The 23,899-nt window shown below is 58.9% G+C and carries 16 protein-coding genes; 8 read left to right on the forward strand and 8 right to left on the reverse strand.

The genetic code is table 11. From position 1 onward, the window contains the following. Position 1 precedes the first annotated feature (1 nt). Both G9X48_RS05290 and opgC read right to left on the reverse strand, forming a co-directional pair. A complete protein-coding gene (locus tag G9X48_RS05290) occupies positions 2 to 916 on the reverse strand; it encodes a hypothetical protein (protein WP_007848641.1) in 915 nt (304 codons plus the stop codon). A gap of 14 nt (positions 917 to 930) precedes the next feature. After that, entirely contained in the window at positions 931 to 2,151 is a 1,221-nt protein-coding gene (gene opgC / locus G9X48_RS05295; protein WP_097641753.1) for an OpgC domain-containing protein, read from the reverse strand. A 327-nt stretch (positions 2,152 to 2,478) separates the two neighbouring features. On the opposite strand from opgC, the gene G9X48_RS05300 reads away from it, so the two are divergent. From G9X48_RS05300 to G9X48_RS05335, 8 genes are all read left to right on the forward strand, one after another. Beyond that, positions 2,479 to 4,293 (forward strand): cellulose synthase catalytic subunit, encoded by a 1,815-nt coding sequence (locus G9X48_RS05300; RefSeq protein WP_004388149.1) that lies wholly within the window; start codon positions 2,479 to 2,481, stop codon positions 4,291 to 4,293. Next, complete coding sequence (locus G9X48_RS05305) at positions 4,290 to 5,630, forward strand: DUF3131 domain-containing protein (RefSeq protein WP_004388148.1); 1,341 nt, start codon at positions 4,290 to 4,292, stop codon at positions 5,628 to 5,630. Before G9X48_RS05300 ends, G9X48_RS05305 begins: the two co-directional genes overlap by 4 nt. Continuing rightward, complete coding sequence (locus tag G9X48_RS05310) at positions 5,627 to 7,177, forward strand: DUF3131 domain-containing protein (protein ID WP_007867816.1); 1,551 nt, start codon at positions 5,627 to 5,629, stop codon at positions 7,175 to 7,177. The genes G9X48_RS05305 and G9X48_RS05310 overlap by 4 nt, the downstream gene beginning before the upstream one ends. Next, entirely contained in the window at positions 7,162 to 8,559 is a 1,398-nt protein-coding gene (locus G9X48_RS05315) for a DUF3131 domain-containing protein (RefSeq protein WP_032989528.1), read from the forward strand. The genes G9X48_RS05310 and G9X48_RS05315 overlap by 16 nt, the downstream gene beginning before the upstream one ends. Next, on the forward strand, positions 8,556 to 8,993 hold the full coding sequence (locus tag G9X48_RS05320) for a globin (protein ID WP_032989527.1): 438 nt from the start codon (positions 8,556 to 8,558) through the stop codon (positions 8,991 to 8,993). Before G9X48_RS05315 ends, G9X48_RS05320 begins: the two co-directional genes overlap by 4 nt. Then, positions 8,990 to 11,671 (forward strand): response regulator, encoded by a 2,682-nt coding sequence (locus G9X48_RS05325; protein WP_097641751.1) that lies wholly within the window; start codon positions 8,990 to 8,992, stop codon positions 11,669 to 11,671. The genes G9X48_RS05320 and G9X48_RS05325 overlap by 4 nt, the downstream gene beginning before the upstream one ends. Further along, positions 11,671 to 13,878 (forward strand): sugar-binding domain-containing protein, encoded by a 2,208-nt coding sequence (locus G9X48_RS05330; RefSeq protein WP_097641750.1) that lies wholly within the window; start codon positions 11,671 to 11,673, stop codon positions 13,876 to 13,878. Before G9X48_RS05325 ends, G9X48_RS05330 begins: the two co-directional genes overlap by 1 nt. A gap of 145 nt (positions 13,879 to 14,023) precedes the next feature. Next, positions 14,024 to 15,664: an alpha,alpha-trehalase gene (locus G9X48_RS05335; RefSeq protein WP_029464105.1), complete on the forward strand. Its 1,641-nt coding sequence runs from the start codon at positions 14,024 to 14,026 to the stop codon at positions 15,662 to 15,664. A gap of 65 nt (positions 15,665 to 15,729) precedes the next feature. Here G9X48_RS05335 and G9X48_RS05340 read toward each other — a convergent pair whose 3' ends face one another. The 6 genes from G9X48_RS05340 to G9X48_RS05365 all read right to left on the reverse strand — a co-directional run bounded on the left by G9X48_RS05340 (position 15,730) and on the right by G9X48_RS05365 (position 23,861). Next, entirely contained in the window at positions 15,730 to 17,709 is a 1,980-nt protein-coding gene (locus tag G9X48_RS05340; protein WP_097641749.1) for an autotransporter domain-containing protein, read from the reverse strand. A 268-nt stretch (positions 17,710 to 17,977) separates the two neighbouring features. Next, complete coding sequence (locus G9X48_RS05345) at positions 17,978 to 19,429, reverse strand: tagaturonate reductase (protein WP_097647633.1); 1,452 nt, start codon at positions 19,427 to 19,429, stop codon at positions 17,978 to 17,980. A 117-nt stretch (positions 19,430 to 19,546) separates the two neighbouring features. Then, complete coding sequence (locus tag G9X48_RS05350; RefSeq protein WP_038880423.1) at positions 19,547 to 20,074, reverse strand: GNAT family N-acetyltransferase; 528 nt, start codon at positions 20,072 to 20,074, stop codon at positions 19,547 to 19,549. Between the two features lie 87 nt (positions 20,075 to 20,161). Beyond that, a complete protein-coding gene (locus G9X48_RS05355) occupies positions 20,162 to 21,133 on the reverse strand; it encodes a sensor domain-containing diguanylate cyclase (RefSeq protein WP_097641815.1) in 972 nt (323 codons plus the stop codon). 69 nt (positions 21,134 to 21,202) lie between these two features. Further along, positions 21,203 to 22,195: a sensor domain-containing diguanylate cyclase gene (locus G9X48_RS05360; protein ID WP_032989520.1), complete on the reverse strand. Its 993-nt coding sequence runs from the start codon at positions 22,193 to 22,195 to the stop codon at positions 21,203 to 21,205. Positions 22,196 to 22,418: 223 nt separating this feature from the next. Then, positions 22,419 to 23,861 carry a GGDEF domain-containing protein gene (locus G9X48_RS05365; RefSeq protein ID WP_097641816.1) on the reverse strand — a complete coding sequence of 481 codons (1,443 nt, stop codon included), beginning with the start codon at positions 23,859 to 23,861 and terminating at the stop codon, positions 22,419 to 22,421. Positions 23,862 to 23,899: the final 38 nt, after the last annotated feature.

Consider the following 23,899-nt stretch of genomic DNA (forward strand, 5'->3'; position numbering starts at 1 on the left):
CTTAAAGGGGTAAATACCAGATAAGGCTGACGGTGCCTTCGCGGAATTTGCCGTTGCCGCTGGCATGACCGGGATACCGCGTGCCGCTGTAGTTGGCGTACTGAATTGAGAATGAGCCCGGCGTATAGCCCGCGTAGCCAAAGCTGTAGCTGTAATCGCCGTTCCACGGCTGTTGCTGGCTGCTGTCGGGGAACCAGAACGCCGTGGCGCGCACAAAGAAATGCTGTTTGAGCGTATAGCCGCAGCCGCCCAGCACCACATTTTTATTGCTGCGAATGTCGTTACTGTTGAGATCGTAATAGCGCGGCACCCACGTGTAGCCCACCTGGCAGATAATCGAATCGCCTTTATTGATCAGCAGATGTTTCTCAAGCGGTTTCGGCAGCGAGAATTTATAGGCTGCCGTCACGCCGCCCTGTTCAAAATAGGTGTGACGTTTGTTGCCCGATGGCCAGATATGGTTATCGCCGTAGTTGCTGTACACCAAGCTGAAGGTATTGGCGTGCCAGTCGTCATAGCCGAAGCTGTAGCGGAAATCGCTGGAATAACGTGTTAAATCACGCACCGGTGCGCGCAGCGTGACGTTGGCGAAGAGATAACTCCACGGCGAATATTGCAGGCTCAGGTTGACGGTCTGGTTAATTTTATTGGTCTGCGTCGCCGTATCACTACTGTTTGGGATCGTCACGTACTGCTCTTTCAGCCCGCTGTTAAAACTCAGCGCGCCGGAGAATTTTTTGTCGTTGCCCGAAAACAGCCGTCCCCAGCGGCTCGTGAATACGCCCGCCTGAATCGGCTCGGATTCGTTATCCGCACTCGCCCCACTCTGCGTGCTCGCAGGCGGCTGGTCAGCATGACACGGGAAGCCCGCAAGCGTAAGCATCGCCAGACCAACGCAGTGATATATCCTCGTCATACCCTTGTCGTTCCTTAATTGGGGATCCAGCGTCCGGCGACGTCATACTTCGCCATCAGCCAGAGAATGCCCAGCGCCACGCTATGAACCAGCGTATTCACAAGCCAGGCCTGATGCCATAAATCGAAATGCACTACCTGGCTTACCAGCAGCACCACATACACATGCAAAATGAAGGTATAGAGCGAGTGCTGGCCAAGCGGGATCAGAAACCAGCCGGTCAGGCGGTAAATGGGGGTCCAGCACCAGGTAAGCAGCGCATAGACCGCCACCATCAGACAAAAATCGTTCAGCACGCGCAGCGGCCCGAGTGCGTTTTTGGCGGCCCACGTATGGTAGAGCGCATTGAAATCGGCGGGCGGAATAATATGCAGCAGCAGGCCCGGCGGCATAAAGGGGTTGGTATGGTTCTGGGCGATAAACATCAGCATCAGCGCGCAGAGGATCATAAACGCGACGGTCACTTTGCCAGGGCCAGTGCGCGCCAGCGATAACAGTTCCTCTTTGTACCAGCCGCAACACATCCCCAGAATATAAATGAGCTGCCAGGCCATCAGCGGAAATGCGAACTCAAACTCACTGGCGGTCAGACGAAATGAGGTCACCTGATACAGGCCATACACCCCTGCCGAACCGGCAATCAGCCAGGCGGTTTTACGATAGTGCAGTAAAGCGAGAAACAGCGGGCTCAACAGCAGCAAAAACACATACAGACCCAGAATTTGTGTCTGGTGCGGGCCAATCTGTAAAAACAAAATAATATTGAACCAGGTTTCTTTAATTTGCGGCGTGGTGGGAAACAACGACCAGCTATTCCCCGAGAAACGGTCCACAAAGTGGGTTATTTCAAACGTATTAATAAAAGGTATTTTCGATAACAGCAGCACGCTCAGGATAATAATGATATTAACCAGATAGATCTTCCAGGCACGCCGCCAGAGTGTCCAGCCTACCGTCAGTAATACCGCTTTTTGCAACCGCTGGCGGTTAAGCATGCCGAGCATAAAACCGGCCAGGATCACAAATCCTTCAGCCCCTGTGGTTAATCCGAAACGCTCCCACGTCAATATATTAAATATCGACATCACTTCAGTATGCGCGACGACCATCATCACAAGCGCAATGCCGCGCATCAGGTCGATACGCAGATCGCGCCGGTCGGCCGCCACATAGCGCCAGGAGACGCGCACGCGCGGTATATCGCGGGTTGAAGCTACGCTTGCAGTATCGCTCATCGGCACGGTTTCTTATCGGCTGGGGCCGCCAGCTCCGGGCAGCGCAATATATTCTGAGTATTATCAGGAAAGTGTATACGGCAATAAGCGGCTGTCAGCGTTTCGCGGAAAATATATTTTCCCGTAGCAGTAAACGAAAAAGCGAAACGGCGCAAAGCGCGCCATCAATTTATCTTTCTGGAAAGTTCAGCGCGGGCATCTACAATCACTTCATAAACTTAAAACGAATCTAAAACTGAACCAGAGATATTTCGCTGACGATGAATAGTTACCATTGATAATTATTCAACGCCACTGTCTTTGTTGTGTCTGGATGATGATGCCGCTATGGGTTTTTATTTCTCGCGTTTTGAAAACCGTAAACCGCCGGAGCCCTTAGAAACGCCCCGCGTCGTGAAAATTCTCTGGCAGATAATGTCGGTCGCGGCATTGGTGCTGGGCGCGAATTATATTCGCTGGCGCTGGATGGAATCGCTCAATATGGACGCGCTGTGGTATGCCCTGCCGCTGGTCATCGCCGAAACCTGCGCCTGGATTGGCACCGTGCTGTTCACCATTAATCTCTGGCGGGAAGACGACCCGCCGCAGCAGCCCGCTCCGCTGGATATTAACGACTGTCTGAACGCGGAAGACCAGGCCGAGCCGCGCCCGGTACGCGTCGATCTCTTTATCGCCACCTACTCTGAAGATGTCGAGCTGGTGCGGCTCTCCATTCAGGATGCGCTGAAAATGCGCTACCCAGGCCCGCTCGATTACCGTATTCACGTGCTGGACGATGGCCGCAGGCCCGCGATGCGGGCGGTCTGTGAGGAAGAAGGCGTCAATTACATTACCCGCGAAACCAATATCGGCTTTAAGGCGGGCAACCTGCGTAATGGACTTGAGCAGACCGACGGCGATTTTATCGTGATTTGCGACGCCGACACCCGCGTCTTCCCGACGCTGCTTGAGCATACGCTCGGCTATTTCCGCGACCCGGATGTCGCCTGGGTACAGACGCCGCAGTGGTTTTTCGATCTCCCCGAAGGCGAGCGGCTACCGCGCTGGCTGTCACGTAAAGCGGGCAAACCGGGTTACGCGCTCGGCTGGCTGTCGGAGAAAATCGTCGGCCCGGTGACCATCGGGCGCGACCCGTTCTTTAACGATCCGCGCATGTTTTATGACGTGATCCTGCGCCGTCGCAACTGGGCCAACGCGGCCTTTTGCTGTGGCGCGGCGTCGGTGCACCGCCGCGAGGCGATTATGCAGGCGGCGCTGCGCAGCTATGTCTGGACGGTGGAAGAAGAGATTGACCGCCACACGCGCGATATCCGCGACCCGTCGATGCGCGAAGCGCTTCAGGACGCGATGCGCCCGCATGTGCTCTATGACACCGAGCTGACGCCCTATAAATTTCACGTTTCAGAAGATATCTACACTTCCATTGTGCTGCATGGCGACAGTGCGCGCCGCTGGCGCTCGGTGATGCACCCGCGCATCGAATCGAAAATGCTCTCGCCGCAGGATATGCTCACCTGGATCATCCAGCGCTTCAAATATGCCGCGGGTTCGCTGGATATTCTCTTTCACGACAATATCTTCAGCCGCCGCCGTTTTAAGCTCTCGCTGCCACAAACGCTGATGTACGCCACCACGTTCTGGTCTTATCTGGCCTGCATCTGGAATACGGTGTTTCTTGTCTCGCCGCTGATTTATCTCTTTACCGGCATCCCGCCCGTCTCCGCGTGGTCGACGCCCTTTTATCTGCACTTTCTGCCCTTTTTCATTGTCTCGGAGCTGGCGTTTATGTTCGGTACCTGGGGAATTTCCGCGTGGGACGGGCGCGCCTCGTACCTGTCGTTTTTCTCAATGAACTTAAAAGCGCTCGATACGGTGCTGCGCGGTGAACAGATTAAGTTTCACGTCACGCCAAAAGAGCGCCAGACCGGGCGGTTTCTCTATCTGGTGAAACCGCAAATCGCCATTGTGGTGCTGACGCTTATCGGGCTTATCTGGGGTGGAATTCAGGTGGCGCGCGGCGCGGTCGATGACCCGTCCGGCTACGTGATTAACATCTTCTGGGGCGCGGTGAATATCGCCGCCATGCTCCCCATGATCATGGCCGCCATGTGGCAGCCCGCGGATGAGGAGAGCGGCGCATGAAAGTCTCCAGTGCGCTGCTTAGCGCGCGCAGTTATATCACCATTCTGGTGGGCTTTCTGATTGGGTTCGCGGTGGTGGTCTGGGTGGAGCGCCAGATGCCGACGCGCGTGGAGAGCAGCAGCGGCATTATGCTAAGCGACGATTTTCCGCCGCTGCCCGATGCCCGCCCGCTCACCTTTGATGAAGCGATTTGGGCGCGCGTGGCCTGGCAATATTTCGTTAATAACAGCCGACCCGACGGGCTGGTGAACGCTCAGGATGGCGCGCCGTGGTTCAGCCTCTGGAGCACCGGCAGTTATCTGCTGGCGGCAGTGTCGGCCTACCGGCTGGACGTGATCACCCGTGACGAATTTGACGAACGCATCAGCCAGGCGCTGTTCGCGCTGGGCGAACTGCCGCTGACGCCGGACGGCCTGCCTGCGGCTTATTACCGCGGCGATAAACAGGAGATTTTAGGCAAGCCGGAAAGCAGCGCGATTGGCGTCGGACGGTTACTGATGGCGCTTCAGGTTTTGCTGTGGCACTACCCGCAGCATGCCCCTGCCGTAAACGCGCTGCTCTCGCACTGGCATCTCGACGCGCTGTTTGTGCAGGCGAAAAACACCAACGCGGCGCTGGCGGTACGCCACTGGGTTATCCCAACCGACGAGCCGCGCGACAGCTTTGGCTATCGCACTTACGCAAGCCATACGCTGCGTTTTATTAATACCACCGCCGGGCTTGCCGTCACGCAGCCGCCGGAGGGCCAGAGCATGATCGACATCGACGGGATCATGGTGCCGGATGAAGGGCTGCGCACACCGTGGGGCAAACAGCCGTCGCTGGTGAGCCTCCCCTGGCTGTTAACCGGGCTTGAGCTTGGCTTTGACGCGCAGAGTGGCGAAGTCGCGTGGCGCATCATGCAAATCCAGCAGCGCCGTCACAGCCTGCGGGTGCGCAAGCCGCCCATCAGCACGGATTATGCTGAACAGGCGCCCGATTTCGCCACCGCTATCCCTGAACGCCAGCCTCAGCGTGCGCCGGGCGAAACGGCGTATGACAAAGCCGCGCCGGAGCGCACAGCCATTACCTCGACCCGCTCCGCCTTCGCCTGGTATGCGCTCTTTCGCAACGGCTGGAGCGAAGCGCTGCGCCAGCAGGTACAGCCGCTACTGGTGCCGGGTAAAGGCTGGCAGCGCGGTCTGAATTTGAATAACAGCGTGAATAATGTAATTGATGCCGACACCAACGCGGTGGTGCTGGAGAGCCTTGCCTATATTGCGGGCGGGCAACTGCTCTGTCTGGGATGCCAGCACACGCCTTCCACCGCCACTGCTTCTGCGGGAGTTACGCCATGAGTCTGAAATCTTTGCCCCTGTTTATTCGCAGCGTAGCCTGCCTCTTTTTGCTGCTGGGATGCACTGTCACCGCACAGGGCCGGGGCGAACTGCCCGCGAACGACTATCCGGCGCGTCATGGCGAACTGACCGAGCGCGAAATGAAAATGGCGAAAAACGCCTGGCAATATTTCGTGGTCAACTACCAGCCGACGACCGGGCTGGTTAACGCCGTTAACCAGTATCCGTCCACTACCATGTGGGATACCGGCTCTTATATCGGCGCGCTGGTGGCCGCCCGCGAACTTGGGATTATTGATAAAGCGGAATTTGACCGCCGGATGCTAAAGCTGCTCGGCACGCTGAATAAACTCGATCTTTTCCGCAACCAGGTGCCCAACAAAGCCTACAACACCATTACGGCGCAGAAAGTAAACTACCTGAACAAACCGGGCGAAATCGGCTTTTCGGCGCTGGATATTGGCCGCATGCTGATATGGCTTCAGAACGTTAAAGAGCGCTACCCGGAATACAGCAACAGCGTCGATAACATCGTGCTGGGCTGGGATTTCACTAACGTGATAGATCCGTGCGGTACCATGTATGGCGCGTATCTTGAGAACAACCAGCCGAAATATGTTCAGGAGGGCCGTCTCGGGTATGAAGAGTATGGCGCGGCGGGCTATCAACTGTGGGGGTTTAACACCTGCCAGGCGAGCCGTCCGGAGCCGTATGCGCTGGCGGACATCTACTGCGTGCTGGTGCCTTATGACTCCCGCGACCCGCGCCGTACCAGCCAGCATAACTATGTGGTGACGGAGTCGTACCTGCTCTATGGGCTGGAGATGGGCTGGGATACCGCGAAAGATCGCGACGACAGCCCGAACAACTACTCGCATCCGTGGATGAAAAACTTCGCTGACCGCGTCTATCAGGCGCAGGAGAACCGCTACACCATCACCGGCGTGCTGACCGCACGCTCTGAGCATCAGCTCGATAAATCCCCGTACTTCGTTTACGACACCGTGTTCAGCGACGGCTTTAACTGGAACACCATCACCGACAAGGGCCAGTATGTGCCGCAGGCGGCGGCGGTGTCGCTCAAGGCAGCGCTTGGCATGTGGGTGCTGTGGGATTCGCCCTATACCGACCGTCTCTTCACCACCATTGAAAATGCCAACGATCCGAAACAGGGCTATTACGAAGGTATCTATGAGAACGGCGACGGGCCCATTAACGCCTTCACCGGTAACAATAACGGCATCATGCTGGAAGCGCTGCTCTTTAAGAAACAGGGCAAGCTGCTGCGCTTTAACACCAACGATCCCAAGAATAAAAATTACGCTCCGTCCATGTGGGAGAAAAAACTGGTCGATCTGTTTGAGGAGAACAACTCGCGTCGCAACCGCCCGTTCCTCAATATGACGCCTGGCATCCAGAACTGGTGTCAGCAGAACGGCACCGCGATACGCAGCAAACCGACCTGTCAGGCCTGCCAGTGCGCGACCTGTAAAGAGGACGAACCTGTGAAACTGCCACCGGTTACCGCGACATGCTTAAAACAGTAAGCCGCCTGCTGCTTATCCTCGCCGTGCTGGGCGTGGCGCTCGCCTGGCTGTTGCTTCGCGACGATCGCGCGGGCTGGCGCTGGCTCTCGCACGGGGGCTGGCACACCACCGCGCGCATCAGCACGCTCACGCCGCAGGAGCGCGAATGGGCCGCCATCGCCTGGCGCTATTTTGAAAACAACACCCAGGACGCCACGGGCCTCGTGAACGGCAGCGACAAACGCCCCGTCGTGTCCCTCTGGCAGATAGGCGATTCGCTGATTGCGCTGACGGCCGCGCGCGAGCTGAATCTGATAGACGAAAAAATTTTCGATGAGCGCCTGACACGTCTGCTCGGCACGCTCAATCGCCTGCCGCTCACCCCTCGTCAGACGCCAAACCGCCTCTATTCCACGTGGTCTCCCACGATGGTGGATTTCACCGGCAAACCGGGCGTGATGGGCTGGTCGGCGCGCGACATGGCGCGGCTGATGCTGGCGCTGCGTCTGGTGGCGCAGTATCACCCGCAGTACAGCGAATATCTGGAACGCGTGGTGATGCGCTGGAATTTCTGCCCGGTCATCGATAAAGACGGCACGCTTTACGCCGCGCAGATGCAAAACGGACTGCTGACACCGCGCGATGAAATTCGGCTTGGCGAAAGCGAATACGCCGCCGCGGGCTTCAGCCTGTGGGGATTCCAGCCCACAAAAGCCTGGGGGCCGCCATCGCAGAATGTGATTCTCTATGACCGCGCGCTGCCGGTGGACGCCCGCGATCCGCGCACGACCTGGCAGCCGTCGCTTATCACCACGCTGCCGTATACGCTGCCGGGGCTCGAATTTGGCTGGGAAGTGCCGGGCGTCGATCGCGCGCAAATAGATAACCTGCGCGAGCGCGCGAAGCTTGTGTACCTCTCCCAGGAGAGCCGCTGGCAGCAGGAGAATATTCTCACCGCCCGCGCCGATTTCAGTACCAGCGCCGCGCCGTGGCACGCTTCGGACACCGTCTGGGCGAATGGCTACCCCTGGAACACCCTCGGCGATGACGGCAAAGAGTACCCGCGCCTCGCCCAGGTTTCCACCAAAGCGGTTTTTTCGCTGTGGGTCTTGTGGGATACCCCGTACACCGATGCGCTGATGCAGGCGACACGCCTGATGTATGACGAAAAACGCGGCTGGTACGAAGGACGCGTCGAGGCGACCGGCGACTACAACCGCTCGCTGACGCTTTCCACCAACGCCACTGTCCTTGAAGCGCTGTTCTATAAAGCGAACGGCGGCCCGCTGCTGGCAAGCGACACCCCCGCGCCCGGCAGCTATTTCAGCCGCCGCCTGAGTGACGTGTTCAACCCCCTGCGCCAGTGCCTGCCTGGCGAAAGCCGCCCGGAGGTTCGCCCATGATGCTCTATCGGGATCTGTTCGACGAAAGCTACAGCCGGTTGTTTCCGAACGACGATAAGCAGCCCTTTTTTGACGCCTTTTTTAACCGCTTTATTCATATGACGCCGGAAACCGAACAGCATTTTGCGGCGGTCGAACCGCGGCTGTTACGCAATTTCGTGTATAAAAGCTTTTTCGCGATGCTGATGGTGGATGGCGTGCTGATGGTGCCTGATTTTCTGGAGCGCCTGGCGCGCCAGCAGGAGAGCAACGGCGTGCGACTGCCGCCGAACTTCTTCGCCCACTGGCGGCGGGCTATTCTCGATACCGTGGCGGAACGCGACCCGGCGTGCGATGAAGAAGTACTGACCGCCTGGGCGATGACCATCGCGCCGGGGCTTGAATATATGCGCCGCCAGGCGGAGCTGCATTACCAGCCAGGGGCGGCATTATGAACAGCGCCTCTCTGGCTCCGGCGCTCGACGCGCTGCCCGCCGCCCTGCTGGTTTACGATAAAGATGAACGGCTGATCGCCTGGAACGCGCAGGTGAGCCGTTTTTACCCCGGTATCGAAGCGCATCTGGTTGAGGGGGCGGCGTTAAGCGCGCTGGCGCAGACGTTTATCCATACGGGCTATCAGACCGACAGCCGCAGCCGCGACACGCTTGTTGCCTCACTCATCGCAAATTGTCGTCACGATGGCCACTGCGAAGTGCGTCAGTTGCAACAGCGGCGGCTTTTTATTCAGCATCAGCGTACCGCCGACGGCGGCATCATCAGCCTGCACACCGATATCAGCGCGCTGGATAACGTGCAGAACACGCGCCAGTTGCTGCATGACGATTTCCTGCTGGCCGCCGAATCGATTCATATTGGCATCTGGGACTGGCAGGTCACGACCGACGCGCTGCATCTCAACGACGCTTTTCTGAATCTGCTCGGCGAGCCGCGCGGTCAGTTGCAACATACCAGCCATTTTCTGCTCTCGTTGATCCACCCGGACGACCGGGATCTGCTGAAAAGCGCGATGCAGCGCGCCAGCGAACACCAGATGCCGGTGTTTGAGTGCGAGATCCGCGTGCAGCATCGCAGCGGCCAGTGGCTGTGGATGCTGCTCTCGGGGCAGATCATCGCGCTCACCGTCACCGGCGAGATTGAGCGCCTGATTGGCACCCTTCAGGACATCACCCGGCGCAAAGAAGCGGAGTTGATTTCACGCGAGGCGGCCAACGCCGCGCGCGCCGCGAATGAGGCCAAAAGCGCGTTTCTTGCCAACATGAGCCATGAGATCCGCACGCCCATGAACGGCATTCTCGGCATGACGCAGCTCTGTCTCGATACGGATTTAAACAGCGAACAGCGGGAATACCTGACGCTGGTGATGAGCTCCGCGCAGTCGCTGCTGCATATCATCGACGACATTCTCGATTTCTCGAAAATCGAGGCGGGCAAAATCGTCCTGCATGAAGAGTATGTGGCGCTGCGGCCGTTTATACAGTCGCTGGTGCGCCCGCTGATGCCGCTTGCGAGCGAAAAGCAGATAGAGCTGCTGGTCGAGGTGGATGAACGTGTACCGCAGACGCTGCGTGTCGATGTTGTGCGTCTGCGCCAGGTGTTGACCAACCTGCTTAGCAACGCGCTCAAATTCACGCATCAGGGCGAAATCCTGCTGGCGGTAGCGCCTGGCCCGCAGCCTGGCGAATGGCGCTTTCGGGTGCGCGACAGCGGCATCGGCATTCCGCCGGAAAAACAGCAGGTGATTTTTGAGGCGTTCAGCCAGGCAGATACCTCCACGACCCGCCGCTACGGCGGCACGGGGCTGGGGCTTACGATCTCCGCGCGGCTGGTGGCGATGATGGGCGGGCTGCTGACCGTCACCAGTGAAGCGAATCAGGGCAGCGAATTTAGCTTCACCCTGCCGCTGCAAAGCGCGGCGCAGGCGACGCCGGAAATCCCTGCGCAAACGCATTTCAACGGCGAGCGGGTGCTGGTGGTGGATGATAACGCCACTAACCGCCGTCTGATGCAGGCGATGCTGAAACAGCTTGGCTTAACCCCGGTCTGCGTTTCCGGGGCGACGGGCGCGCTGGCGCTGCTTGAAAATGACAGCGATTTCCCGGTGATCGTCCTTGATGCCCAGATGCCGGAAATGGACGGCATTTCGCTGGCGCTGGAGATTTCCGTGCTCCCGCAGGCGTCGCGCAGCAAAATTATTATGCTCAGCTCAATGAGCCGCGATCTCGATCTCTCCACGCTGCGCCGTACCGGCATCGCCTGGTATCTCAATAAGCCGGTCGATCAGCAGGAGCTGGCGCGTGCGCTCGGCGAGGCGCTGCGCCCGGAACCCGCCAGAACTGAGCAGGCCGCGCCCGTAGCGCCCGTGATGCCGGAACTGGCGCACAGCGCGCCAATGCGCATTTTGCTGGCGGAAGATAACCCCGTGAACCAGTTGCTGGCGGTGCGCCTGCTGGAAAAACTCGGCCATGAGTGCGTGACGGTGGATAACGGCCTGCTGGCGCTGGAGGCCTGGCGCGGCGGCGGCTTTGATATTCTCCTGATGGATTTGCAGATGCCGGTCATGGACGGCGAAGCGGCGATCCGCGCGCTGCGCCAGGAAGAGGCGCTCCGCGGCGGCCATCAGATAGCGATTGTAATGACGGCTCACGCCATGCAGGGCGATAAAGAGCGCTGCCTCGCGATGGGCTTTGATGGCTATCTCTCAAAACCGGTGGCGCTGGTCGCGCTCGCCGACGAACTCTCACGCTTTGCCCCGCAAAGCGCCCCGCCGCCGCCTGATGGCCTGCCGGACAGCGCGCAGCTGCTGGCCGCGTTCGACGGCGATATGGCGCTGTTAAAAGAGTTGCTCGGGCTCTTTTCCGAAGGATTTGACGAGCTGGCCGGGCTGCTTGATGCCGCGCTTGCCGCAGGCGACGGCGAGCAGGCGCACCGGCTGGCGCATAAGCTTCGCGGCGAGGCCGCGACGTTCGGCTTTGACGGGCTGACCGCGCGGTTACTGGAGATAGAAAGCCAGGAGCCTGGCGCGACACCGGCGCAGCGCGAGGCGTGGCGTCAGGCGCTCGGGACGCAGCAGCGTCGCGTGCGTGAATTCCTGATTCAACTGCTGGAGGGATGATGAAACGTCTGGCCTGTGCATTAGTGGTCATCACAAGCGGCGCGGTGGCCGCTAGAGAAGCGCCCTCGGTGCCGGTGCCTGCCAGCTGGTCGCTTGCGGGCAGCTGGCGCGCCCACGACGGCAACGATGCCGCGTTTATGGGCCAGCAAGGCCCGGTGCGCGACTGGCGCGCGTTACCGGTGCCGTCGAACTGGTATACCGCAGGCTGGGATCATCAGGGCGTGCTCTGGTATCGCCATGAATTCACCTTGCCGCCGTTACCCGAAGATACGATGGCGACGCTGGTGTTTGACGGCGTGGATTACTACGCCGACGCGTGGCTGAACCAACAGCCGCTCGGCAGACACGAAGGCTATTTCCAGCGTTTCGCGTATGACATCACCGATAAGTTACAACGTCACAATAAGCTGGCGGTACGTGTCGACAGCCCGTTTGAAGACCCCAAAACCATCTGGCCACTGCATAAAACGATGGTAAAAGGCGTGCTGAATCAGCACGATACCCGCCCCGGCGGTGCCTGGTCGCCACGCGGCCAGGACGCGAACTCCGGCGGCATTTGGGCGCCGGTGCGGCTGCATCTGAGCCGCGGCGTGACGGTTGATAATCTTATCCTCCGCCCCGATTTTCAGCACGGGCTTGATAAACCACAGCTTCGCGTTGAGCTGGTCTATCGCGCCACGCAGGCGCGCGAGGTGGAGCTAACCCTGCGCGCCCGGCCAGCAAATTTTAGCGGCGAGCGTTTTACACAAAAACAGAAAGTACGTCTTGAGGCGACCGGCAGCACGCCGCAGCGTCTGACGTTGACGCTGCCGATGGAAAACGCGCAGCTCTGGTGGCCGAAAGGCTACGGTTTTCCGCACCTTTACCGCGTCAGCGCGACGTTTAACGATGACAAGGGCGAGATGGAACGCATTACGAGCCGCACCGGCCTGCGCCAGATTGTCGAGCAGCCGGATAACAAAGGCTGGGTGCTGAACGGTAAACGCATTTTCATTAAGGGCAGCAACTATATCGGCTCGCCGTGGCTTAGCGAGATGGATGAGAAAAAGTACCGGCGCGATCTGCAACTGGTGCTGGATATGAACGCCAACGCCATTCGCGTCCACGGCCACGTGGCGGGCCGCCCGCTCTACCGCATGGCTGATGAAATGGGGCTGATGATCTGGCAGGACGTGCCGCTCCAGTGGGGCTACAAGGACACGCCTGAATTTGCCGATAACGCCGCGCGGCAGAGCCTGGAGATGACGGAGCAGTTCGGCAATTCGCCGGCCATCATCGCCTGGGGCGGTCATAATGAGCCGCCGTGGAACTCGCCGTGGATGGAAAAGCGCTTCCCTGACTGGCATAAGGATCTCAACCGCGTTCTGACGGAACGTGTCGCCGACGCGCTCGCCAAAGACGACAGCCGCATCGTGCACCGTTTCTCGGCGGTGGAAGAACATTACTGGCAAGGCTGGTATTTCGGGGTCACCACGGATGTGCTGCAACCGGCGAAAACCGGCATCATTACGGAATTCGGTGCTCAGGCGCTGCCGAAACTCTCGACCCTGAAAACGATTATCCCTGCCGACAAACGCTGGCCCGCCTCGACAAAAGCAGACGATCCCGACTGGGAAATCTGGAAATACCATAACTTCCAGCCGTTCCAGACCTTCGGATTTGCGAAAATTCCGCGCGGCCAAAATATGGACGAATTTATCCACAACACGCAGAAATACCAGGCCGATTTAGTGGGCATGGCGGCGGAGAGTTATCGTCGCCAGCGCTATCAACCGGTGACCGCCCTGTTCCACTTTATGTTTGTTGAAACCTGGCCGTCGATTAACTGGGGCGTTGTGGACTATCTGCGCCAGCCGAAAGCCGGTTATTACGCGCTGCAACGCGCGTATCAGCCGCTGTTGCCGTCCATCGAGCCAGTGACGCTTAACTGGCGCGCCGGCACGCCCGGAGTGGTTAAATTATGGGCGATAAACGATAGTTTTTCGCCCTGCGACGGGTGTACACTGCGCTGGCGCGTAAAAACGCCCGGCATCACCGGGCAGCAAGAGAGCAAACCGATGACCCTCCCGCCTGACTCTGGTCGCCAGGTGGCGCAGTTGACGTTCACTCCCACAGCCCCTGGCGCGCTGCGCATCGAGTACGAAATTCTTGATGCGCAAGGCAAAACGGTTGGCCATAACTTTTATGAAACCACCGTCGCGCCCTGAGGCGTTAAGCACGCTGTACGGATAACTGGACGCTCCGCGGCGTTCAGTCTCTTCTTAAACTCTTTGCCGCCCGGTTAAAGAGCGATAACGATTTGCTAAACTTACAGAATCTGAAACGAAAGCCGCTCTGGAGGTACGTATTAGCATGTTTCAACAGACAACACGCTTACCTTTCACAGAGGAATTAGCTGAGAAGGCGCGTATGGACCCTGAATCGGGTGAAATTATTCCGGATACCCGCGACGTCGAGCCGCAGCCTGAATCGATCGAAGGCATGCCATCCCCCGACGCGCTGACGCCGGCAGACCGCTATTTAGAGCTGTTTGAGCATGTTCAGGCCTCCCGTATTTTTGCGGACAGTAAAACGTTCCCGGACTGCGCGCCGAAAGTGTCGCCGCTGACCATTCTGATGAACTACCGTCAGGCCAAACGCTTGCCGAACTTTGACCTGCGCCGTTTTGTCGAAGAGCACTTTTACTTCCCGGTGATCAACACCAATCCGTATGTCTCGGACCCGAACCGGACGCTGACTGAGCACATCGACAACTTATGGCCAATTCTGACGCGCCAGCCGCATGAGCATCTGGAGAACTCATCGCTGCTGCCGCTGCCGCAGGCGTATATCGTGCCAGGCGGACGCTTTACCGAGACCTATTACTGGGATTCTTACTTCACCATGCTCGGCCTCGCCGAGAGTGGCCGCCACGATATGTTGCGTTGTATGGCGGATAACTTCGCCTGGATGATTGAAAACTACGGGCATATTCCGAACGGCAACCGCACCTATTATCTGAGCCGCTCGCAGCCGCCGGTGTTTGCGCTGATGGTGGAGCTGTTTGAAGAGGATGGCGTGCGCGGCGCGCGGCGCTATCTTGATCATCTGCTGATGGAATACGCGTTCTGGATGGATGGCGCCGACACGCTGGAGGCAGGTCAGGCGTTTCGCCACGTGGTGAAAATGGCCGACGGCACGGTGCTTAACCGTTACTGGGATGACCGCGACACCCCGCGCGATGAATCCTGGCGCGAGGATGTGGAAACCGCAAAACTCTCCGGGCGTCCGGCGAGCGAGGTCTATCGCGATCTGCGCGCGGGCGCGGCCTCCGGCTGGGATTACTCCTCCCGCTGGCTGCGCGACCCGGACCGCCTCGCGAGCATCCGCACCACGCACTTTTTGCCGGTGGATCTCAATGCGTTTCTCTACAAGCTGGAAACCGCCATTGCCAATATCGCGCAGCTTAAAGGCATTCCGGCGACCGCGACCGTGTTTCGCAAAAAAGCGATTGACCGTCGCGAGGCGGTTAATCGCTACCTGTGGGATAACGACATGGGCGCGTTTCGCGATTACGACTGGCGTCGTGGCCAGCTCGCGTCGTTCTCGGCCGCCTGCGTGGTGCCGCTGTATGTCGGGCTTGCCAGCTATGCGCAGGCGGATCGCATCGCGACGAATCTGCGTGAACGCCTGCTCTGCCCAGGCGGTATCCTGACTACCGAAGTGGAAACGGAACAGCAGTGGGATAAACCGAACGGCTGGGCGCCGCTCCAGTGGATGGCCATTCAGGGGCTGAAAAACTATGGCGACGACGCGCTGGCAGACATCATTGCCAACAACTGGTTGCGTACGGTGAAACGATTCTACAATGAGAACCATAAGCTCATCGAGAAGTACCATATCGCCGACTACTCACCGCGCCCGGGTGGCGGGGGTGAATACCCGTTGCAGGACGGCTTCGGCTGGACTAACGGCGTTACGCGCCGCCTGATTGCGCTTTATGGCGAACCGTAAGCCGTTCACCGTGTAAAAACAGAGGGCAGCCCTGATGGCTGCCCTTTTTTATGACGTCAATGGACTCAGAACGAGGCGCTGAGGCCGATGTTATAGCGCGTCTGCTCGCCGCTGCTAAGCCCTGCGGTTTGCGACAGCGCCGCAAACGCCGACACATTACTGCTTAGCGCGACGCTGGCACCGGCGGTGATATCCATCCAGTTTTTATCATCTTGCGCCCCGTCGCGGCTGAAAGTGAGCGATGTTGACTTCAACCCGCCCTGACCGCGCCAGACCGAATCACCGAACTGGTGTTTGTAATCCACCTGCGCGTACGGTTTCACCGGGCCGATATCGGCATCGAGACGCCAGCCGATGCTGCCGATTTGCGAATGGAAGTTCTGATCGCGAAAGCGCATCGCGGTGCTGTCGTCGCCCGCTTCGCTGTACCCATCCACGTGGCTGTAATCCCACGCGTACTGCACCACCGGCCCGGTCGTGAGCGCGCGGGTCACCGGCAGATCCAGCCCGGCGGTCAGGCGCGCGCCCCAGAGTCTGGCATCCGTTTCGCCTGTCTCAACGCGCGTCAACGGTCCTAACTCCACGCGGCGCTGAATATTGCGGTACTCGCCTTTCAGCCAGTGAACGTCGGCGTTGACCCAGCCCGGCCCGAAATCGACGGCAGTAAAGAGCGCCGCCTGATAACCGCGCGCGTCGTAGCTCAGGTTATCGGTCGGGCGCTGATCGTCGAGCGACCCGGCAATCAGCGCGCCGACCAGCCAGTTTTCTGTCACCCGATAATCCGCGCCGATTGTCAGATTGTTGGTGTTGGCGCTGCCGTCGCCGGTCTCATTTTTGGTGTAGCGGGCATATTCGCCGCTGTAGCCGCCAAAAATACCCGCGCTGCCCTGCTCCGCCTGTTCAGTACGGCGTTGCTGATAACGGCTGTCGAGCGTGGCGCGGCTGTTCTGCACCTGCGCCGCCGTCGCCTTGTTCAGCAGCGCCACCTGCGCCGGGGCGGCGAGTATCGACTGGATATAATCCGCCATCAGGCGATGCACCTGCGGGCTCGGATGCAGATGATCGGCAAAGAGCCACGCCTGACTGCCATTAAACCCGGCGCTCGACGACGTACAATCAGCGGCGGAAAGGCCCGGCGGGCACGCCATGCCCGCGGTATTGGTGATGCCGAACTGGCCCGGATTCGCGAGGATTTCATTAAAGATAGCGTTGATATCGGCACGCACGATATTGCCGCCGCCGTTCGCGACCAGCGCCTGCTCCTCGGTCGCGTTATAGAGCTGGCTTAACGCAGAGACCTGTTCAGCGGCCGCCTGATACGCCGCATAAAGGCCGTCGCCAAGCGCCTTCGAAAGCGCCGGAACCGGGCTCACTTCTCCCGCCGCCGCATAAAACGCGTTGCGAATCGCCTCCTCGCGCGCGGCGAGTGTCGGGGTTTGCGCGTTGCCAAGCGACGCGAACGCGGCCTGCAGCGCGGCGCTGTTACCGGCCGTTCCCAGCTGAACAACGGTTTCAATTAACGTCGGCGTTGCCGAGACGTCCGGCACCGTTGGCACAATCACCGTGCCTGCGCCCGCGTTTAAAAGCGTGCGCACCTGCGACGCCGCCGCCGTGGCGCTGCCGGTCACAATGGATTGCGCCTGTAGCGGTTGCAGCACCGCGGCACCCAAATCGTTACCGCCCACATAGTGGATATAGAGCCCGTCGCGGTCCGCCCGGCCATTCGTCTGGCTCAGATAGCGCTGCACCTGCTCCTGGGTGTTGTCTGTGCCAAGCGCCGGCACCGCCACCCCGCCGCCTGCGGCGTAGTTATTGCCGCCTTTATCCGAGGGCGCAAGCGTCAGGCCATATTTTTGCGAGAGGATTTCGTCATACAGCGGATAACGATTGCTGTCGAACGTGTAGCGGCCATTATTGCCGGTATCGCTCAGGCTGTCGCCAAAGACGTAGAGGTTATCCCACGCGGCGGCGGGCGCGGCAACGCCACAGGCTAAGCCCAGCGCCAGCCCTACCTGCAGGGAAAGACCAGAGAGTGAAAAAGACATACGCGCTCCTACGTTTCAGAGGTCAATATCGAAAGAAAACCATGCGTTATAGAGTGTAGAGCGTTTGCGCCAGCCCACCCGATTAACACCAGGAATTGAGAGTCTGCGCGAGAAATGTGACGGTTTGCCTTATGTTCACTGCCAGAAAGCAAACAGCGTTGTGGCTTAAGCGTAAGGTTTTTTGAATAAATAGTATGTTGTAACTAAAATCATAACTTTATGAAAAAACCCGGCAGCCGCCGGGTTCGTTTTGAATCGTATGCGCCTGTCAGCACAGCGGCGCGACCGCGTCACGCATGCCCTGATTGAGAATGGCGTCAAGATTGCGCGTTACCTGCGCCGCGAGCCCCGGTACCGCTGTCAGATCCTGCTCCCAGTGCTCGCAATCGGACAGTACCGCGTCCACCAGCTCGCGAAGCGTAATGGTGTTATCGCCGCGTTGCGTCCAGAGCTGCTGATAGCGCGCGAGCCAGTGGGCGTCATCCTGAAGCGGATAACCTTCTCCGTTTCGCTCGCCGCGATAAAACGCAATGAGTGCCGCCAGCGCAAAGGTCAGGCGCGGCGGCAGCGTGCCCGTTTGCGCCTGCCCCGCCAGCAGCTGTGGCAGAATACGGGTGCGGAATTTGGTCATGCCGTTAAGGGCGATGGAAAGCAGCTGATGCTTGATGTACGGGTTGCGAAAACGGCTCACCACCGCATCGGCGAAAGATTCCAGCTCGTCGCGGGGCAGATCCAGCACCGGGATTATCTCGTCATGGATAGCCCTCTCAACGAACGCACAAATCTGCGCGTCGTTCATCGCCTCGCCGACCGTATTCAGCCCGGCCTGGAAAGCCACCGGCACCAGTGCCGTATGCGCGCCGTTCAGAATCGCCACCTTACGCGCCTTATAAGGCTTAATGTCATCGACGATAAGCACATTGAGCGACAGTTTATCGAGGCGTAACTCCTGTGCGAGCCATTGCGGCCCCTGAATCACAAAAAGATAAAAGTGTTCGGCGGTATCCAGAAACGCGTCGTGATAGCCGAGGCTTTCCTCCAGCTGCGCGACTTCATCGCGCGGATAGCCCGTGACGATACGGTCAACCAGCGTCGAGCAAAACGTATTCGCATTCTCAAGCCAGGTGGTAAAGGCGGCCGGCAGCGCCCATTCGCGGGCGTAGCGCAGCACCAGTTCACGCAGCGCCTCGCCGTTATAATCAATCAGCTCGCAGGGAATTATCACCCAGCCTTTATCCTGCGCGCCGTCAAAATGGCTGAATCGTTCGAATAACAGGCGCGTGAGTTTCGCCGGATAGCTCACCGCAGGCGCGTCGTCGAATTGATCCCCGGCGTGATAGCTAATCCCCGCTTCGGTTGTATTCGAGAACACAAAGCGAATATCCGGATTATGCGCAAGCTTCAGGAACTCGTCATACTGCGCATAAACGCTGATCTCACGATTCACCGAGCGAATGAGTCGTGACTCGCTGACCGCCTCGCCCTTCTCATTCAGCCCGCGAATAATCGTCGTATAAAGCCCGTCCTGTGTGCTGAGCGACGGCGGGAAATCGCTGGCGATAGGACGCACTACGACCACCCCAGCGTTGAGATCGGTATGTTCATTAAGAAGATCAACCTGCCAGTCGATAAAAGCACGCAGGAAGTTCCCTTCACCAAACTGGATGATGCGCTCCGGCCAGAGCGCGCCGGGAAAATCACGACGATTCAATGTTTTCACAATGGGTTCCTTGATGGATTAACAGCAGACTGCTGACGGATATTGCGCTCCACGCTATCAGAACCACCGTTTATGAAACCCCGTTTCGATCAAACTGAGCCGTTTTATTAAAAAATTTTATAGCTGCTTAAAAAAAAGCGTGGTGCCACAGGGACTGCCATCCGGCATCAGAGCGTAATGCGGGATCACGCCGACCCGCTCCCATTGATGACGCGAATAAAAACGTTCGGCATCGCTGCCCGTAGAAGTATCCAGCACCAGCACCGTTTTCCCGGCCCGGCGCGCCTCGCTTTCCAGGGTTTCCATCAGCGCCTGTGCAATACCGGCCCGACGCGCGCGTCGGTGTACCAGCAGTTTTGAGACGTCCGCGCGGTGCGGCTGGTTTTCCGGCTGGCTGAGAATAAGCTGTACGGTGCCGACGGCCTTCCCCTGCGCATCAAATGCGGCGAGCACAACGCGCTCGTCACGGGCCGCGCTTTTTGCGACATCCAGCCAGAAGGCGCGCGCTTTCTCCACGCTGAACGGCAGCATAAAACTCACCGACGCGCCGCCTTCCACGCAGTCGGTTAGTACATCACAAAGGGAATCAAGGTGGGTCGGAATTTCCGCCGCGCTGAGACGACGAACACTATAGGATGTAGACATTGACACTCCGCCATGAGGATTTATCAAAGGGTTAACCGATAATCCTTATCATGGCGGAGAAACGCCGCAGTTGGTCAGAGGAAAATCTTATCCTGCGGCGCGCTTGTGGGTGGTTTTCATCTGATACATCTCATTATCAGCGGCGTTCAGTAGCCCGGCGAGATCCTGATGTTTATCGTCATCAAATTTTACCACGCCCCACGAGAAGCCAAGCCGCCACGGTTTACCGCTGTCGCGGTTGAACGCGTCGGTCTGCTCGACCAGATACTGCAGCGCAATCCATGCGCCCTTTTCGTCGGTATCGTTAAACAGCACGACGAACTCATCGCCGCCGAGCCGTCCCAGCAGATCGCTGTCGCGAAAGGCATTTTTCATCAGCATCGCCATCGCGTTTAACGCCTCATCCCCCGCTGCGTGGCCCCAGGTATCGTTAATCTCTTTAAAATCGTCGAGATCGATAAACCCGAGCGACATCGGCTCGCTGCGACGCTTATGGGTTGAGAACGCGTAACCGGCAAGTGACGTAAAACCGCGACGGTTCAAAAGGCCCGTCAGTTCGTCGCTCGTCGCCACGCTCAGTACCATAAACTCATCTTCAACGATCGCCGCCAGATCGCGTAGCAGATGCGCGTCTGCCTCGCTGAACGCGCGGGGTTCGGTATCGATAATACACAGCGAACCGGCGGTCGCGCCGTCGGGCAGCCTGACCGGACAACCGGCATAGAAGCGGATATGCGGCGGGCCATTCACCAGCGGATTATCACAAAACCGTTCGTCGCTGAGTGCATCCGTGATGATAAGCGGCGCATTGCTCAAAATCGTATGCCCGCAGAACGAGACGCGGCGCGGGATGGGTTTCGGCTCAGCGCCATCACAGGAGACGAACCAGAGCTGCTCCTGATCGACGAGACTAATCAACGCCACCGGCGCGTTAAAAAGGCGCTTCGCAAGCCGGGTAAGACGGTCAAAACGCTCTGTCGGCGCCGCATCAAGCAGGCCAGAATCATGCAGGGACTGAAGACGCGCCTGCTCATTAACCGGGATATCGGGTGTTTTCATTGCGCAACCTGTAAGCACTGTTTAATTGAAGCATAGCGTATCCGGCATCAGGCAAAGAGACCGCCGCCGTCAAAGCGCGTAAATACGATTTTTACCTTCGCGCTTGGCGCTGTAAAGCGCCTCGTCTGCGGCTTTTAACCACTGCGACGCTTCGCGCATCTCCGCCGTGGCGCGCGCGATGCCGATACTGAGCGTGCAGCGCAGCGCAGGCTTCGGGAAAACGTCCATCTGCGCGGTCTGCGCCATGATGCGATCGGCCACCGCACAGGCGCGTCCGAATGACGTATCGGGCAGCAACACCACAAACTCGTCGCCGCCAAAGCGCGCCACGGTATCGCCGCCGCGCGTCGCCGCGCGCAGGATGTCAGAAAAGGTGACCAGCAACTGATCCCCTGCCTCGTGCCCGTAGCGATCGTTCGCAGCTTTAAAATCATCAATATCGATAAACATCAGCGCCGCAGGCTGTTCGCTTTGGTGAAAGCGCTGCAGCGCCGCGTCGATATCATGCTCAAGCCTGCGCCGGTTGGCGATATTGAGCAGCGGATCGGTGTTAGCGAAGCGTTCCAGCTCGCGGGTTTTCTCTCGCAGCCGCGCTGATAGCGCGTGGCTCACCATACTGAGCGCCAGCACATAGACGGAGATGAGCGGCAGCGTGGCGTAAAGCGTGCGGGATGAGACCGACAGCGTGACCGGCAGACCCAGCGCCATCCATGTTGCCCCGAACATGAGCGCCATGACGCCCGCCGCCTGCCGCATCAGCGGGAAACCGCCTGCGGCGAGCCGGTCAGCAAGCAAAATGGTGGCGATCGTCACCGAGGTCAGGGGTGAAAGCGCCGTCTGCGCTATCCAGAAGCCGCCCGCCGCCGCGTCAGCCAGCAGGTTTTGCAGTTCGGTACGCGCAGGATGAGGGCTGCGGCGCGCGCGATAACGCGCGGCAACCGGCCAGAGAAACGCATTCGCGGCCAGCAGCGCCTGCGTCCATAACGGGCGGTGGAGTTCCAGTAATAAGGCGAACAGCGGAATAAAGCAGAGGGTGGTACCCAGCTGGCGCATAAAAAACATGCGCCTGACGAACCTGAGCGCGGAGGAATGCTGATGACGGTTTAGCTGCTCAGATGCGCTCTTCATACCAGTATCCGGTGACGAAACCCCGCCATCTTAGTAACCCCGGATCCTGGCGGCAAGTACTTTAAAGCGCTGACAGAAACAATTACTTCATTTCCGAAAAGAAACGGCAGTTCAATATCTTATTCACGTGACGTTGTCACTGAGAGTTTGCGTCACGTTATGTGAGATGCTGCGCCAGGCGGAGCGTGGGCTGATGTTCATCATCTACCGACGTGCGGTTGCGCCCCTGTCGTTTGGACTGATACAGCAGCGTGTCCGCCTCACGCATCAGCCGGGTGAACGCGTCGCTCACCCGCTCACGCGGTGCGGCGTCATAGCCAAGCCCGATACTGACGCTAAAAGAGACGCTTTTCCCTTCGCACACCACCGGTTGACCCGCCACCTGCTGGCGAATCGTTTCGGCCAGATGACACGCGCGGTCGAGCGTTATAGTCGGGCAGACCACCACGAACTCCTCGCCGCCCATTCGCGCCACGCGCCCGGCCTCGCCCGTTATCTCCCGCAGTTTTTGGCCAAACACCGCCAGCACCGCGTCACCGCACTCATGCCCGTAGTTATCGTTAATACTTTTGAAATGATCGAGATCCATCAGCATCACGCACAGCGGCCGACCGGCGAGCGCCGGATTGGCGTCGTCGCGCGCCAGCGCCTCAAAAAGCCCGGAGCGTGAATACACGCCGGTGAGATGATCATAATTGGCGCGCCGGGAGATCTGCGCCAGCAGCGAGTTAATCGCACTGACGCTCACCGCCACAATCGCCGGGCAGATAGCGATGGTCGCGACACCAAGACGCGTCGAGAACATCTGGCTGCCGACCGAGAGCTTCGCGGAGCTGATTTCAATGATCCCGGCGCTGACCAGAATAATTTGCAGCACACCGGTGCAGAGCGTTAAGAAACAGGTCACGTTCAGCGGATAGCGCACCGCGCACCAGATAAGCGCCGCGACGGGAAACGCCAGGCAGCCCGCGCCGCCGATGACCACCGAGGCCGCAAGCGACGCCACCAGCGCCAGAAACGGCCACAGCGCTTCGGGTTTCACGCGCGACGGCCACGACGGGCGCGTAAGCGTCAAAATCCACGGCATCAGCAGCACGCCTGTCGAGAACTGCTCGCTGAACCAGTCGCACAACAGCGGCAGAAAGCCCTGCGCGTTAATGCCGAGGCTGCCCGTCGCGCCGAAAAAGGCGCACAGCAGCGCCGCCGCCAGGCAGTAGTTAAAGAGCCGTAGCGCATTTACCGGGCGGGCGAGCGCAGGCCCGCGACGTTTATCGCGCACCAGCAGCAGCGCCACGGTCACGATAAACACCATATTAGAGAAGTTAATCAGCAGCGAGGCCGCGCCCCACGTGGTGGTCATCGCGTCATAAGCGAGCATCGCCACATAGCAGATAGCGTAGTAACCAGGGCGGTTCAGGAATGGATAGCGCGCAAACACCGCCGCCATCACCGCATTCAGCGGCCAGAACAGCGACAAGGGCTCAACCAGACGCATCATCGCGCCCAGAAAATAAAACAGGGTGGTCAGAAGAAAAAGAAGGGATGCGTTGAGCAACATTTTTTCTTCACGAAAACCAGTCAGCTTCGCCTGGTTAAACATAGTGTATCGCTTACGGCTGCGGGCGACAGAAAGACGGC

Origin of the sequence: Cronobacter sp. HA18006 (genome assembly GCF_011605445.1) — a bacterium.
Lineage (GTDB): Bacteria > Pseudomonadota > Gammaproteobacteria > Enterobacterales > Enterobacteriaceae > Cronobacter > Cronobacter sakazakii.

Coding starts and splice junctions, on each gene's coding strand:
- G9X48_RS05290 (WP_007848641.1), bottom strand. CDS start 916: ATGACGAGGATATATCACTGCGTTGGTCTGGCGATGCTTACGCTTGCG.
- opgC (WP_097641753.1), bottom strand. CDS start 2,151: ATGAGCGATACTGCAAGCGTAGCTTCAACCCGCGATATACCGCGCGTG.
- G9X48_RS05300 (WP_004388149.1), top strand. CDS start 2,479: ATGGGTTTTTATTTCTCGCGTTTTGAAAACCGTAAACCGCCGGAGCCC.
- G9X48_RS05305 (WP_004388148.1), top strand. CDS start 4,290: ATGAAAGTCTCCAGTGCGCTGCTTAGCGCGCGCAGTTATATCACCATT.
- G9X48_RS05310 (WP_007867816.1), top strand. CDS start 5,627: ATGAGTCTGAAATCTTTGCCCCTGTTTATTCGCAGCGTAGCCTGCCTC.
- G9X48_RS05315 (WP_032989528.1), top strand. CDS start 7,162: ATGCTTAAAACAGTAAGCCGCCTGCTGCTTATCCTCGCCGTGCTGGGC.
- G9X48_RS05320 (WP_032989527.1), top strand. CDS start 8,556: ATGATGCTCTATCGGGATCTGTTCGACGAAAGCTACAGCCGGTTGTTT.
- G9X48_RS05325 (WP_097641751.1), top strand. CDS start 8,990: ATGAACAGCGCCTCTCTGGCTCCGGCGCTCGACGCGCTGCCCGCCGCC.
- G9X48_RS05330 (WP_097641750.1), top strand. CDS start 11,671: ATGAAACGTCTGGCCTGTGCATTAGTGGTCATCACAAGCGGCGCGGTG.
- G9X48_RS05335 (WP_029464105.1), top strand. CDS start 14,024: ATGTTTCAACAGACAACACGCTTACCTTTCACAGAGGAATTAGCTGAG.
- G9X48_RS05340 (WP_097641749.1), bottom strand. CDS start 17,709: ATGTCTTTTTCACTCTCTGGTCTTTCCCTGCAGGTAGGGCTGGCGCTG.
- G9X48_RS05350 (WP_038880423.1), bottom strand. CDS start 20,074: ATGTCTACATCCTATAGTGTTCGTCGTCTCAGCGCGGCGGAAATTCCG.
- G9X48_RS05355 (WP_097641815.1), bottom strand. CDS start 21,133: ATGAAAACACCCGATATCCCGGTTAATGAGCAGGCGCGTCTTCAGTCC.
- G9X48_RS05360 (WP_032989520.1), bottom strand. CDS start 22,195: ATGTTTTTTATGCGCCAGCTGGGTACCACCCTCTGCTTTATTCCGCTG.
- G9X48_RS05365 (WP_097641816.1), bottom strand. CDS start 23,861: ATGTTTAACCAGGCGAAGCTGACTGGTTTTCGTGAAGAAAAAATGTTG.